8 protein-coding genes and 2 pseudogenes are annotated in these 14,443 nt (G+C 71.7%); 4 read left to right on the top strand and 6 right to left on the bottom strand.

The genetic code is table 11. From position 1 onward, the window contains the following. Window positions 1-22: 22 nt before the first annotated feature. The 5 genes and pseudogenes from EAO72_RS21545 to EAO72_RS44095 all read right to left on the bottom strand — a co-directional run. A complete protein-coding gene (locus EAO72_RS21545) occupies window positions 23-946 on the bottom strand; it encodes a carbohydrate ABC transporter permease (protein ID WP_148018945.1) in 924 nt (307 codons plus the stop codon). Further along, window positions 943-2,229: a carbohydrate ABC transporter permease gene (locus EAO72_RS21540; RefSeq protein ID WP_148021945.1), complete on the bottom strand. Its 1,287-nt coding sequence runs from the start codon at window positions 2,227-2,229 to the stop codon at window positions 943-945. The genes EAO72_RS21545 and EAO72_RS21540 overlap by 4 nt, the downstream gene beginning before the upstream one ends. Before the next feature lie 148 nt (window positions 2,230-2,377). After that, window positions 2,378-3,748, bottom strand: a complete 1,371-nt coding sequence (locus EAO72_RS21535) for an ABC transporter substrate-binding protein (RefSeq protein WP_187285164.1) — start codon at window positions 3,746-3,748, stop codon at window positions 2,378-2,380. A gap of 389 nt (window positions 3,749-4,137) precedes the next feature. Further along, window positions 4,138-5,748: pseudogene (locus EAO72_RS44100) on the bottom strand (FtsK/SpoIIIE domain-containing protein); the annotation flags it as partial. Between the two features lie 95 nt (window positions 5,749-5,843). Beyond that, window positions 5,844-6,704: pseudogene (locus EAO72_RS44095) on the bottom strand (FHA domain-containing protein); the annotation flags it as partial. Between the two features lie 565 nt (window positions 6,705-7,269). On the opposite strand from EAO72_RS44095, the gene EAO72_RS21520 reads away from it, so the two are divergent. The 3 genes from EAO72_RS21520 to prfB all read left to right on the top strand — a co-directional run bounded on the left by EAO72_RS21520 (window position 7,270) and on the right by prfB (window position 11,563). Continuing rightward, window positions 7,270-8,946 carry a serine/threonine-protein kinase gene (locus EAO72_RS21520; protein WP_148018943.1) on the top strand — a complete coding sequence of 559 codons (1,677 nt, stop codon included), beginning with the start codon at window positions 7,270-7,272 and terminating at the stop codon, window positions 8,944-8,946. A 178-nt stretch (window positions 8,947-9,124) separates the two neighbouring features. Next, entirely contained in the window at window positions 9,125-10,375 is a 1,251-nt protein-coding gene (locus EAO72_RS21515; protein ID WP_148018942.1) for a serine/threonine-protein kinase, read from the top strand. Window positions 10,376-10,456: 81 nt separating this feature from the next. Continuing rightward, window positions 10,457-11,563: a peptide chain release factor 2 gene (gene prfB / locus EAO72_RS21510; RefSeq protein WP_148018941.1), complete on the top strand. Its 1,107-nt coding sequence runs from the start codon at window positions 10,457-10,459 to the stop codon at window positions 11,561-11,563. A 72-nt stretch (window positions 11,564-11,635) separates the two neighbouring features. Here the strand turns inward: prfB and EAO72_RS21505 are convergent, their stop codons facing one another. Continuing rightward, window positions 11,636-12,985, bottom strand: coding sequence for a histidine-type phosphatase (locus tag EAO72_RS21505; protein WP_148018940.1), 1,350 nt, complete (start codon window positions 12,983-12,985; stop codon window positions 11,636-11,638). A 412-nt stretch (window positions 12,986-13,397) separates the two neighbouring features. On the opposite strand from EAO72_RS21505, the gene EAO72_RS42100 reads away from it, so the two are divergent. Then, window positions 13,398-14,324, top strand: a complete 927-nt coding sequence (locus EAO72_RS42100) for a hypothetical protein (RefSeq protein WP_187285163.1) — start codon at window positions 13,398-13,400, stop codon at window positions 14,322-14,324. The last annotated feature ends 119 nt before the right edge of the window (window positions 14,325-14,443 follow it).

Raw genomic sequence — 14,443 nt, 5'->3', positions numbered from 1 at the left:
TGCGATGTTCCGTACGGCGCGGCTACTTGACCGCGCCCGCCATCACGCCGGAGACGAACTGGCGCTGGAAGGCGAAGAACACCGCGAGCGGGATCACCATCGAAACGAAGGCGCCGGGCGCCAGGACGTCGATGTTGTTGCCGAACTGCCGTACCTGCTGCTGGAGCGCCACCGTGATGGGCGGGGAGTCGGAGCCCGCGAAGATCAGCGCGACCAGCATGTCGTTCCACACCCAGAGGAACTGGAAGATTCCGAGCGAGGCGATCGCCGGCCCGCCCAGCGGCATCACGACCCGGGTGAACAGCCGGATCTCGCCCGCCCCGTCGAGCCGTGCCGCCTCCAGCAGTTCGCGCGGGATCTCCGCGAAGAAGTTGCGCAGCAGGAAGATCGCGAAGGGCAGGCCGAAGGCCGTGTGGAAGATGACCACGCCGAAGGTCGTCTCGAAGATCCCGACCGCGCCGAAGAGCTTGGAGACCGGGATCAGGGCGACCTGCACCGGGACCACCAGCAGCCCCACGACCACCAGGAACCACCAGTCACGGCCCGGGAACTCCATCCAGGCGAAGGCGTATCCGGCGAGTGAGCCGATCACCACGACCAGGACCGTGGACGGAACGGTGATCATGACCGTGCTGAACAGCGAGTCGGTGATCGTCGAATTGTCCAGCAGCCGTTGGTAGTTGTCGAAAGTCAGCTCGGACGGGACCGTGAAGACCTTCCACCAGCCGGTCGCCGCGATCCGGTCCGCGCCCCGCAGCGAGGACAGGAACAGTCCGACGGTCGGCATCAGCCAGAACAGGGCGACCAGGACCAGCACGACCCGCATCACACCGCCGCCGGCCAGCGCCGCGATCCGTGAGCCGAGGGACCGTCCGGTCTTCGCCGCGGAGGCGCCCGGGGCGTCGCCCGCTCCGGCGGGCGGGGCCGTGGTCGAGGATGTCGTCATCGGCGCCCCTCCTTCCGTATCCGCCTGATGTTGAAGAGCATCACCGGGACCACCAGCAGCAGCAGGAGTACGGCGATGGCGCTGCCGATTCCCAGGTCCGCGTCCGTGCCGAACGAGGACCGGTAGAGCTGGAGCGCCAGGACGTTCGCGTCGTCCTGGGAGGAGCCCGGCGCGATGATGAAGACGAGGTCGAAGACCTTCAGGACGTTGATCATCAGTGTCACCAGGACCACCGCGAGGACCGGGGCGAGCATCGGCACGGTGATCCGGCGGAACACCTGCCACTCGTTGGCCCCGTCCACCCGTGCCGCTTCCAGGAGTTCACGCGGCAGGCCCGCCAGGCCGGCCGCGATCAGCACCATGGCGAAGCCCGCCCACATCCAGACGTAACTCCCGATGATGCCGGGCGTCACGAACGACGGTCCGAGCCAGTCGACCCCGTTGTACGGCTCCTTGAAGTTGGAGGCCGGGAGGCGGAGTTCGGCTCCGTCCGCGGAGGCGGGCAGGGTGAAGACGCCGTCGGCGCCCGCCGTGGCGGAGGCGACCACCTTGCCGTCCTTGACGGCCTCCACCTTGATGCCCTTGAGCCCGAGCTCCTTGGCGTCGATGACGTTGGGCTTGCCGCCGCCGCCCTTGGTGAAGTCCAGCCACGCGGTACCGGTGATCTTCCCGTCCCCGCTCGTCTCCGGGGCGCGGGCCGGCTTCGCGTCGGTGGGCATCTTCGCGGGCAGCACCCCGACCAGCGGCAGCTGGACCGGCTCCCCGGCCCGCACGGGCACCTTCGTCACGAAGGAGCCGCCGCTCGCCGCCTTCAGCGGATGGACGGGCAGCGGATGCGCCTTGGGGAAGCCCGCCGACTCGGCGAACGTGTCGTGCACGCCCACCCAGACGGCGTTGGCGACCCCGCGCTCCGGTGCCGCGTCGTACACCAGCCGGAAGATGATGCCTGCGGCGAGCATCGAGATCGCCATCGGCATGAAGACGATCAGCTTGAACGCCGTGCCCCAGCGGATCCGCTCGGTCAGCACCGCGAAGATCAGACCGAGCGCGGTGGCGACGGTCGGCGCGAAGACCACCCAGATCGCGTTGTTCTTGACCGCCGTACGGATGGTGTCGTCCGTGAACAGCGCCTTGTAGTTGTCGAAGCCGGCGAATCCCGTGCCCGCCTGGTCGAAGAACGACCGGTAGACGGAGTACACGATCGGATACACCACCAGCGCGCCGAGCAGCACCAGCGCGGGCAGCAGGAAGAGCGCCGCGATGATCCTGCGGGTGCCGGTCACGCTCCCGCGGGTGCGCACGCCGTCCGGCGGACCGGACGGCGTGCCGGGAGCGGGCTTCCTGGGGGCGGGCACCGAAGTCCCGCCGGGCGGTTGCTTGTCGGCGGGGAGCGCCTCGTCGGCGCCCCCCGCTGCGGCTGTCGTCATCGCGTCAGCTCTTGTACGCCTTGGCCGCGTCGGACTCCAGTTTCGCCTGGGTCCCCGCGATGTCCTTCGGGTTCTTCAGGAAGTCCTGGAGGGTCTTCCACTCGCCCTTCCCGGGTGTCCCGCCGAACGACTGCGGGGCCTGGTCGGACATGTCGAACCGGACGGCGTCACCGGCCGCGATCAGCGCCTTCGCCATGGTGCGCTGCACCTCGTTGGGGTACGAGGCGGCGTCCAGGGCCTTGTTCGGCGAGATGAACCCGCCCTGCTCGGCCCAGATCTTCGCGGCGTCGGTGGAGGCCAGCCAGGTCAGCAGGGCCTGGGCGCCCTTGCTGTCCTTCAGGGCCACCGCCGCGTCGCCACCGGTCACCACGGGCGACTCGGCGCCGACCGCGGGAAACGGGAACACCTTGGCGTCCGTGCCGATCTTGGCCTTCGTCTGGGCGATGTTGATGCCGACGAAGTCTCCCTCGAAGACCATGGCCCCCTTGGGCTGGTCACCGCCGGTGAAGGTCTGGGTGACCGAGGCCGGGAACTCCGTCTGCAGCGCGCCGTCGGCGCCGCCCGCGATCAGGGAGGGCTTGCCGAACAGCTGCCCCAGCGAGGTCAGCGCGTCCTTGACGGACGGATCCGTCCACTTGATCTTGTGCTGGGCCAGCTGGTCGTACTTCTCCGGGCCCGCCTGGGAGAGGTAGATGTTCTCGAACCAGTCGGTGAGCGTCCAGCCGTCCGCGCCGCCGACCGAGACCGGGGTGACGCCGGAGGCGGACACCGTCTCGGCGGTCGCCAGGAAGTCCTTCCAGGTCTTCGGCTCCGACGCGCCCGCGTTCTCGAACGCCTTGGCGTTGTACCAGATCAGGGACTTGTTGGCGGCCTTGAAGTACACGCCGTACTGGGTGCCGTCGACCGCGCCCAGGTCCTGCCAGACCTGCGAGTAGTTCTTGGCGAGCTGCGCCTTCGCCTCGGCCCCGACCGGCTTGGCCCACTTCTTCTCGGCGGCCTGCTTGATGGCGCCGACCTGCGGGATCATCGCGACGTCCGGCGGCTGGCCGCCCGCGATCTTCGTACCGAGGAAGTTGACGATCGGGTCCTGCGCCGGGACGAACGTCACCGTCGCGCCCGTGCGCTTCTCGAACTCCTTGAGGACCTTGACGAAGTTGGCCTGCTCGGGCCCGGTCCAGACCGCGGCGACCGAGATCTTCTCACCGTCCAGCTTCGGTAATACGACGCTCGGCGTGCTTCCGGTCTCCTTGGCCGAGCCGCCCCCGTCCTTCGTGTCCTTCCCGCCGTCACCGTCGTCGCCGCAGCCGGTGAGGGCCAGCGCGCCGATGGCGGTGAACACCAAGGCGGCCCTGCGAATCCGAACCGTTGTGCGCATTCCTGCCCCGTCTCTCCTGTGCGCGTGCACGGCGGCACCGGCCGGATCCCCAGTGATGCCGCCCTCTTGGACCGACCGGCCATCGGGGGGCGGCGTCGCGGGGCTGGGCACGCACATCTGCGGCGTTGTCGTCCATCACCATGGCTCCGCCATGTCTCAATCCGCCGCCTCGCAGCTGCACGCAGCCGGCCCCGCTCCTTCACCCACCCCTCAATAGCCGGTCGGCCTTGTCACGTCGTCCTGTACGGACAGTCCTACGCCCGGCACCGGGGCGCCGCAATACCGCCATCGGGCCCAACTCATTGATCGTGATGGGCTCGTGACGTGAGGTCAGTGCAGGTATGGGGCGATTGAGGACGGCGGGCCCATCCGGGTGGGCCCGCCGCTCGTCAGGGGTGCGTGGGTGCCAGCGGCGGCAGCGGTTCGGCGTTCACCGAACGGGCCGCCCGCTCCAGCGCGCTGGCCAGCAGGGCCAGGTCCGTCGGCCCGTTGCCCAGCTCGCGGACCGGGCGGCGCGTCGGCGGATCGCCCATCCGCTCCCACTCCAGCGGGACGACCGTGGGCCGCAACGTCGCCGTACGCGGAATGCGGCCGGTCACCCGGCCGCCCTGGAACGGTGTGACCCGCCCGTCGGGATGGCCCAGCCGCCCGCGGCCCGGCGCCGGCTCGTCCGGCGACGGCGGTATGACGGGCGGATCCAGTACGACGCGGAGCCGCGCCCCGCGGGCCAGTTCGGTGTCCTCCGTGCGGTCCGGGCGGGCGGACGCCGCGACCAGATGGATGCCGAGCCTGCCGCCCTCCCTGGCCACGGCCTCCAGCGCCCGGACGACCGAACCCGCGGCCGGGCGGCCCGGACTGCCCAGCGCCGGGGCGATCAGCGCGTCGAAGTCGTCCACCAGCACGACGAGCCTGGGCAGCGGCGACGGGCCCGGGTCCGAGGACCGGGCCGAGGCGGGCCGCAGCCGCAGGGTGCCGCTCATCGCGGACTCCACGTCACCGCGCTGCTCGGACGGGCCGGGCGGACGCTGTCCCACCATCCGCTGCGCCACTTCGTGCCGGCTGTGCCACTCGGTGAAGTCGAGCCCGCCGAGGAGTTCGGCCCGCCGCTTCACCTCACCGCCCAGCGCCTGGGCGAACTCCCGCATCCTGACCGGATCGGACGCCACCAAGTGCGCGAACGCGTGCGGGAGTTCGGTGCAGGGGCGCAGGCTCTCCCCACGCTCGCCGCCCGCCCCGTCGACCAGGAGGATGCCGAGCCGGTCGGGCCGGTCGGCGGCGGCCAGCGACGCGGCGACCGCCCTCAGCAGTTCCGTACGCCCGCTGCCGCCCGGCCCCTCGATGAGCAGGTGCGGCCCCTCCTCGGAGAGATCCACGCTCACGGGGCCCCGGGGCCCGGCCCCGAGGACCACCACGGGCCGCCCGGCCGCTCCGACGGGACCGCCGGCGGAGGTGGGCCGGGCAGCGGGTGCCCGTCCGGATTCGGCACCGCGCGCGGCGACCTGGGGCCCGTCGCCCTGGCGCGGCCCGCTGACCCGGTTCGACGAGCGTCCCGATCCCGTGCTCCGCAGGCTGTCGGCGCCCTGGGCGTCTCCGGCCCCGCCCCAGGACCGGGTGTCGGAGCCCGGCAGGGTGCGGGAACTCGGCGTGTCTCCGGGGCCGCCGTCGTAGCGCTGCGCGCCGACGCGGGGGTACGGGGTGCGACCCGAGCCTGATCCGGTCCTGTCGGGGTAGGGCGTGCGGCCCGAGCCTGCGGTGTCGTTGCCGCTGGGGTACGGGGTGCGGCCCGAGCCTGATCCGGTCCTGTCGGGGTAGGGCGTGCGGCCCGAGCCTGCGGTGTCGTTGCCGCTGGGGTACGGGGTGCGGCCCGAGCCTGATCCGGTCCTGTCGGGGTAGGGCGTGCGGCCCGAGCCTGCGGTGTCGTTGCCGCTGGGGTACGGGGTGCGGCCCGGCCGTGACGGTCTCCGCGGAGGGCCGGGTCTCCGTCGCCGATCTCGGCTCCACCAACGGCACCTTGCTGGACGGCACGGACGTCCGCGACCGCCCGGTCCGGCTGAACCCCGGCGCACTGCTCCGCCTCGGCGAATCGACGCTCCGGCTCACCTCCGGTGCGCGCACGCCGGCGCCGGGCCGCCCCGTCGTCCGGTATCCGGCCGGCACGCCCGGAGCCGTGGTGGGGCCGCGTCGGGGCCGGGCCGTCGGGGCCCGTGGAGCGCTCGTGTTCCTGGGCGGCGTCCGCCCCGTCGTGTTCCTCCGGTCCGCCGTGCGCGGCTCCGTAGCCGTGGTCCGGGGCCGCCGGGGCCGCGGACGGCGCCCTGGCCACGCGGAGGTGGCCCTCGCCGTCCGGTGCCGTGCCCAGCGCCGGCGTGCGCGCACCGGAGGTGAGCCGGAGCGTCGATTCGCCGAGGCGGAGCAGTGCGCCGGGGTTCAGCCGGACCGGGCGGTCGCGGACGTCCGTGCCGTCCAGCAAGGTGCCGTTGGTGGAGCCGAGATCGGCGACGGAGACCCGGCCCTCCGCGGAGACCGTCACCGCGCAGTGCAGCCGGGACACATCGGGGTCGTCGAGCGGGACGTCGGCGTCGGCCGACCGGCCGATCCGGATCTGCCCGCCGTGCAGCAGATGGACCCCGCCCGCGTCCGGCCCCGCGATCACGTGCAGCTGGGCCGGGACGGTGTCGTCCGGCGTCTCGTCCCCGCCCGGGACCTGGAGCGAGAGCACCGCCCCGTCGACCAGGGGCGGCTCACCGAGCGCACACCGCTGCGCGTCGAGCCGTTCCCGTCCGGCGAACAGCACCACCGCACCGCTGCCGAGGGAGCCGTCGGGCCCGGAGACGGAGGCGGCCAGATGGGACGCCACGGCGGCCAGCGCCGTCCCCGCGGGGGCGGTCACCAGCACGTCGCAGGCGCGCGCCGGGGTCTGGCCGCTGCGCGGCGCGAGGACGGTCAGCCGGATCTGCATCGCCGTCAGCGGTCCCTTCTGCGCGCGGTGTCCGGCAGGGGAGACGCCCTGTGATTCCCCCCACCCGGCACGGACGCGTCGTCCGGTACAGGTTCGTCACGTCACGCGGGGCTCCCGCCCCCACAGTTCCGTGCTGGAGGCATCCTCGCACCTGCCACTGACAACACGCCCGGGGGTCACCGCTAAGTGATCTTGAAAGGTCTGCTGTGCGCACAAAAGTGCCTGCTTGGCCGGTTCTCCGTGGCGCTCGCAACCGGTCCGGGCGGCGCTCCGTGGGAGCCGGACCGGCCCCCGGAGCCGTTCCGTCCGGACTTCGCGGCGGCAACCATCGGAGCGGGACGGGCGTCTTCCCCCACAGGACGGGCGTCTTCCGCCCACAGGCGGTGCCGGCGGGCGGCGGGCAGACCGCACTCCTCCAGGGAGTGGCGGGAAAGGGCGAGCAATGCAGACAAAAAGGTAACCTGCCCGACTCGGTCGTCCACTCCTCCCGCCCCACTAGAGTGGGCCGGAACTCGGGACGGATCCGGGGGACCGCAAGCACCACGATCAGCAGGGAGCGCATGACGTGCGGCCGGTAGGCAGCAAGTACCTGCTCGAGGAGCCGCTGGGACGCGGCGCCACGGGCACCGTCTGGCGCGCCCGCCAGCGAGAGACCGCGGGCGCCGAGGCGGCCGTCGCCGGCCAGCCCGGCGAGACCGTGGCGATCAAGGTCCTCAAGGAGGAGCTCGCCAACGACGCGGATGTCGTGATGCGGTTCCTGCGCGAGCGCTCCGTTCTGCTGCGGCTGAGGCACGAGAACATCGTGCGCACCCGCGACCTGGTCGTGGAGGGCGATCTCCTCGCCCTCGTCATGGACCTGGTCGACGGCCCCGACCTGCACCGCTACCTCCGTGACAACGGCCCGCTCACCCCGGTCGCCGCCTCGCTGCTCACCGCGCAGATCGCGGACGCGCTCGCCGCCAGCCATGCCGACGGCGTCGTCCACCGCGACCTGAAGCCCGCCAACGTGCTGCTCGACGAGCGCGACGGCCAGATGCACCCGATGCTCACCGACTTCGGCATCGCCCGTCTCGCCGACTCCCCGGGCCTGACCCGGACCCATGAGTTCGTCGGGACACCGGCCTATGTGGCGCCCGAGTCGGCCGAGGGCCGCCCGCAGACCTCCGCCGTCGACATCTACGGCGCCGGAATCCTGCTGTACGAGCTGCTCACCGGCCGCCCGCCGTTCGCCGGCGGCACCGCGCTGGAGGTCCTGCACCGGCACCTCAGCGAGGAGCCCCGACGCCCCAGCACCGTCCCCGCCCCGCTGTGGACGGTGATAGAGCGCTGCCTGAGCAAGGAGCCGGACCGCCGGCCCAGCGCCGAGAACCTCGCCCGTGCGCTGCGTACCGTCGCCGCCGGCATCGGCGTGCACGCGAACTCCGCGCAGATCGCGGCAGCCGACGGCGTGGGCGCCCTGCTCGCGCCCGACCCGGCGCCCACCGCGGTCCCGGAGACGCCGGGGGCGGCCGACCCCACGCAGGTACTCCCGAGCAACGCGGGCTCGTACGACCCGAACGGCTACGACCCCAACGCGGCCACCAGCGTCATGCAGCAGAACGCCGGGCCGGGCGGCGGTCACGCCGACCCGACCGCGGTCATGCCGCCCGTCCCGCCGCGTCCCGAGGGAGCGCCGCAGCCCGACGGGCCGCACCCCTGGCAGTCCCAGCTCCAGGCCGCCCGCGACCGCAACGAGCAGACGCAGGTCCAGTACCTCGACCCGAGCCAGGACCCGCTGCGCCGCCGGCCCCAGCGCCAGCAGCCGCAACCGCAGCAGCAACCGCGCCGCCAACAGCAGTACCCCCAGCAGCAACAGCAGCCGCAGCAGTACCGCCAGCAGCCTCAGCAGCAGCAGTACCAGCCGCAGCCCCAGCAGCAGCAGTACCAGCCACAGCGCCAGCAGTACGCGCCGCAGCAGCCGCAGCAACCCCAACAGCCCCAGCAGCCGGACCGGCGCCCGCCCCGCGAGCCGAGGCAGCGCAGCGCCAACCCGATGAAGATCCCCGGCCTCGGCTGCCTGAAGGGCTGCCTGTTCACGCTGGTGCTGCTCGTCGTGGCGAGCTGGCTGATCTGGGAGCTCACGCCGCTGAAGGACTGGATCGGTCAGGGGCAGGGCTACTGGGACGCGATCACCGACGCCGTCTCCACCGTCACCGACTGGATCTCGAAGCTGGGCGGCGACAGCGGTGGCAGCGGAACCTGACGCGACGGTGACGTGACTCTGTAGCCATATCGACTTCTGCGGACCGATTCCGCGGCAATTCGCCCGCAGAAGTGAAGGTTGGCGCCATCCGGGGCACGCAACCCCCCGATCGCCGCGTAGCTTTGTCGGCCGGGGGTTGTTGTGCGACGGTCCATCGCCAGCCGCTGAGGGAGCAGTCTTGGCACGGAATATCGGCAGCCGGTACACCGCCCACCAGATTCTGGGGCGCGGCAGCGCCGGCACGGTGTGGCTCGGCGACGGCCCCGAGGGGCCCGTCGCCATCAAGCTGCTCCGCGAGGACCTCGCGTCCGACCAGGAACTCGTGGGCCGCTTCGTCCAGGAGCGCACCGCCCTGCTCGGGCTCGATCATCCGCACGTCGTCGCCGTCCGCGACCTCGTGGTGGACGGCAACGACCTGGCCCTGGTGATGAACCTGGTCCGCGGCACGGATCTGCGGACCCGGCTCGACCGCGAGCGCCGGCTGGCCCCCGAGGCCGCCGTCGCGATCGTCGCCGACGTCGCCGACGGCCTCGCCGCGGCGCACGCCGCCGGAGTGGTCCACCGCGACGTCAAGCCGGAGAACATCCTGCTGGACATGGAGGGCCCGCTCGGCCCCGGCAACTCCCATCCCGCGCTGCTCACCGACTTCGGTGTGGCCAAGCTGATCGACACCCCGCGCCGCACCAAGGCCACCAAGATCATCGGTACGCCGGACTACCTGGCCCCCGAGATCGTGGAGGGCCTCCCGCCGCGCGCCGCCGTCGACATCTACGCCCTCGCGACCGTGCTGTACGAGCTCCTCGCGGGCTTCACTCCCTTCGGCGGCGGCCACCCCGGCGCCGTCCTGCGCCGCCACGTCACCGAGACCGTCGTACCGCTGCCCGGGATCCCCGAGGAGCTCTGGCAGCTGCTGCTCCAGTGCCTGGCCAAGGCCCCGGCCTCCCGGCTGCGCGCCTCCGAGCTGGCGGCCCGGCTGCGCGAGCAGCTCCCGCACCTGGCCGGCATCCCGCCGCTGGACGTGGACGAACCGGACGACGAGGCCGGGTCCGAGCCGCACGGCCAGGCCTACGACGAGCAGCAGTACACCCCTGCGGCCGAGGAACCTCGCCGCCGCGGTGCCGTGCCGCTGGTCCCCGGATCGTCGCCCGACTCCAACCGGGACACCCACACGAGCATGCGCGTCCCGGCCCCCGACGAGTTGTCCGGCGGCCCCCGGGGCACCGCCCGGGCCCCGCGCGCCCCGGGCAGGCCCCGGCCGGGCTCGGCCCGCAACAAGTCGGCGGCCATCCGCAAGCGGCGTCTCACCCTGGGCGCGGCGGCCCTGGTCCTGGTCGTGGCGGCCGGGGTGGGCGGCTGGCTGGCGCTGGGCGGCGACGACGCGGGAGCGACCCCGCAGGACACGGAGAACTCGGCCCCGGCCACCCCCTGATCCGCCCCGGTCACGGCGGCCGGGGAGCCGTGATCATGCGGTCCGAGGAATGCCCGCGCCGACAGCCGTTACGCTGGACCCGTGGCAGTCGTCGATATTTCCGAAGAGCTGAAGTCCCTCTCCTCGACCATGGGGTCGATCGAGGCCGTCCTGGACCTGGATGCGCTGAGGGGTGACATCGCCGTGCTCGAGGAGCAGGCTGCCGCTCCGTCCCTGTGGGACGACCCGGAGGCGGCGCAGAAGATCACCAGCAAGCTTTCGCACCTCCAGGCAGAGGTCCGCAAGACCGAGACCCTGCGCGGCCGGATCGACGACCTCGAAGTCCTCTTCGAGCTCGCCGAGGACGAGGGTGACGCCGATGCGCTCGCCGAGGCCGAGTCCGAGCTGGAGTCCGTCCGCAAGGCCCTGGACGAGATGGAGGTCCGCACGCTCCTCTCCGGCGAGTACGACGCGCGCGAGGCCCTGGTCACCATCCGCGCCGAGGCCGGTGGCGTCGACGCCGCCGACTTCGCCGAGAAGCTCCAGCGCATGTACCTCCGCTGGGCCGAGCGGCACAACTACAAGACCGAGGTCTACGAGACGGCGTACGCGGAAGAGGCCGGCATCAAGTCGACCACCTTCGCCGTCGAGGTGCCGTACGCCTATGGCACGCTCTCCGTCGAGCAGGGCACCCACCGGCTCGTCCGCATCTCCCCGTTCGACAACCAGGGCCGCCGCCAGACGTCCTTCGCGGGCGTCGAGGTGCTGCCCGTCGTCGAGCAGACGGACCACGTCGAGATCGACGAGTCCGAGCTCCGCGTCGACGTGTACCGCTCCTCGGGCCCCGGCGGCCAGGGCGTCAACACCACGGACTCCGCGGTGCGCCTGACCCACCTGCCCACCGGCATCGTCGTCTCCTGCCAGAACGAGCGCTCGCAGATCCAGAACAAGGCGTCCGCGATGAACGTCCTCCAGGCGAAGCTCCTCGAGCGCCGCCGCCAGGAGGAGCAGGCCAAGATGAACGCGCTCAAGGGCGACGGCGGCAACTCCTGGGGCAACCAGATGCGTTCGTACGTCCTGCACCCGTACCAGATGGTCAAGGACCTGCGTACGGAGTTCGAGATGGGCAACCCGGAAGCGGTCTTCAACGGCGAGATCGACGGCTTCATCGAGGCCGGCATCCGCTGGCGCAAGCAGAGCGAGAAGTAGTCCCGCCGACCGGGACGTACGCGAGGAGGGGTGCGGGAGCCACGGCTCCCGCACCCCTCCTCGCCTACCGGGTCAGGACGCGCTGCGGCCCAGGCACTGCTTCAGTTCGTCGACCGCGTAGAAGTAGCTGCCCTTCGCCACCGGGTCGCAGCCCTTCTTGAACGCGGTCTGCTTCTCGTTGTAGAGCATCCGCACCAGGTACTTGTTCCCCTTCCGGAACAGGTCCCACTGGATGTTCGTGGCCATGGACGCCACCGACTCGCCGCGCCACGGGTTGTCGGCGTACGTGTACGGCTCGGCCTCCGACACGGCCTTCGTGCTGCCGGGCAGACCCATGAGCGCGGCCAGCGGGATGATCTCCTCCGCGTGGGTGAAGCGCAGCTCCGCGCCCGCGTCGCTGGTTCCGTTCCGCTTGGCGTCGATCTTCGTGAAGAAGTCGTCGAGCAGAACGTTCGCCATCCTGTACGTGATGTCGCTGTCGGCGAAGCCCGGCCCCTTCTCGTAGAAGTCCTCGGCGTCGCTGAGGTAGGCGAACCACCGCGCGTCACGGGGCGCGAGGTAGCGCTTCATGTGCCAGTCGCCCTCGTCGGCCATGGCCGGGGCGATGCTGTAGAGCGCGTAGACCGCCTGCGCGGCTTCGACCTCGGTGGCGATCGAGCCGAACTCGCCGGCCGCGATCCGTGCGACGAAGGCCGGCTTGAAGATCTTCTTCAGTACGTTGCGGGCCGCGGTGTGCGAGGCCGGCTGGTCGGTGATCGTGTCCAGGGTGTCGGCGAGGCGCTCGTCGTTCTCGACGTAGTCCCGGTACTCCGCGCCACCGGCCGACTTGTGGAAGTAGAGCAGGTCGGCATCGGTCCTGGCCGGTGTGATGAGGGGCGCCAGGGCCGGGTCGTTCGCGGCGAGGGCCTCGGCGAACAGGTTCCCGCTGTCGACGGCACGGTCCTTGCCGGAGTTGACGACGTTGATCTTCTCGGAGTTCTCCGCGATCTGCTCGAAGAGCCCGGGAAGCCGCTTCTCAAGCCGTGCGGCGGTGTCCTGGATCTCGCGCACACCGCGCCCGGTGAGCTGTCCGTATCCGATCGCGTCCATGGCGGCGAGCATGGACTTCGTCTCGCCGCCGAACCGCTCGCCGTCGCGGGTCAGCTGCCCCTCGCTCCTCGCCTTCTCCCACAGGGCCAGGATCAGGTCACCGTCCTCGCTGTCGGACGCCGCCCGGGAGCCGTGACGCGAGACGTTCTCGGTGAACACCGGAACGAAGCCCTTCGGGGCCTGCTGGTACGACCGCGGGTTCTGCTGCGGCGCGTACGGGGTCTTGGTGGCGTAAAAGCCGGAGGAGCCCGCCGTCGCCTGCGCGGGCAGGGCCGCCGGCAGCAAGGCGGAGACAGCGAGCGTCAGGGAGAGTGCGGCGGTTCTCTTCTGCATGGGTTCACCGGGTTCGGGACGGGTCGGGTGGGCCGGACCTCCGCATCGTGAGCGTTCCGGATGAACCGGATATGGCCGCAGCGCGACCGGCAGGCGTCCGAAACGGGCCTGAGGGAAAAGGGAGTTGGCCGGACGAGTTGCGTAGATGGCGTGGTGGGTGCGTCACAGTCGTGGTGCTGAATGAGGGTCAACTCTTGCCAAACCGGTGCACATTGTACAGAACGGCCTTGACGTAGTCCTTAACTCTGGACAGGGTGCTAGGGCAGCATGCGTATGTCCGGGACGGGTGTGATCGGGGGCGGGCGGCATGGCCACGGCGCGACGTGGGCCGGCGCTCGGAGCAAACCCCGCTGGGCCGCGACCCGCATATGGCTGCTCCATTGACGAGAACAGCTACTGGGGGTAGCAGCACATGACGAAGAAGACGCGAGTCCGCGTCGCGCGGATAGCCGCGGGCGCGGTCATTGCCGCAGGCGCCTCGCTGACCGCCGCCGGTGCGGCCCAGGCCGTCGGCATCGGTGTCGATGTCGCCGGTATCGGTATCAACGCCGAGGCCAACGAAGACGGTCTGAACATCGGCATCAACGGCGAGGGTGACGCCGACGGTGGTGGCGACGCGGCCGGTGGCGCTGACGTGGCCGGTGGCGGCGATGTGGCCGGCGGCGCTGACGTGGCCGGCGGCGGTGACGTGGCCGGTGGTGGTGACGCTGCTGGTGGCGGCGATGTGGCCGGCGGTGGTGACGCTGCTGGTGGTGGCGACGTTGCTGGTGGTGGTGACGTGGCCGGCGGCGGTGACGTGGCCGGTGGTGGTGACGCTGCTGGTGGCGGCGATGTGGCCGGTGGTGGTGACGCTGCTGGTGGTGGCGATGCGGCCGGCGGCGGTGACGTGGCCGGTGGTGGTGACGCTGCTGGTGGTGGCGACGTGGCCGGTGGTGGCGACGCGGCTGCCGGCGGTGGCGACGCCGCGGCTGCTGGTGGCGGTGACGCGGCCGCCGGCGGTGGTGACGCGGCTGCCGGTGGTGGTGACGCGGCTGCTGGTGGCGGTAGCGCCGCTGGTGGCGGCGACGGGACCACCGGTTCCGCGACGAACGGTGGCTCCACCGGAGACACCGGCACCTGCACCGTCTCCCTCGACGGTGCCGAGTGCGTCGACTCCGACAACACCGACACCGACTCGGTCGGCAACCAGCCGGCCGAGCAGGGCAAGGGCAAGGACGAGCTCGCCGAGACCGGTGCCGCCGAGACCACGTTCCTGCTGGTCGGCGCCGCGACGATGATCGCCGGAGGCATCGGCTTCCGGATCCTGCCGCGCCTGGTGAACGGCCGCACCGCCGCCTGACGGGCCGCAGCGGAACACGTACACACACAGGGGCCCCGGACGCCGATCGGCATCCGGGGCCCCTGCATGCGTCTGCGCGTACGAGGACGAACGTTTCTGGACGAACGTTTCTGCCGGCC

It is taken from the genome of Streptomyces sp. OR43 (assembly GCF_008042275.1).
Lineage (GTDB): Bacteria > Actinomycetota > Actinomycetes > Streptomycetales > Streptomycetaceae > Streptomyces.
This window is presented reverse-complemented; position numbering and strand designations above follow the sequence as displayed.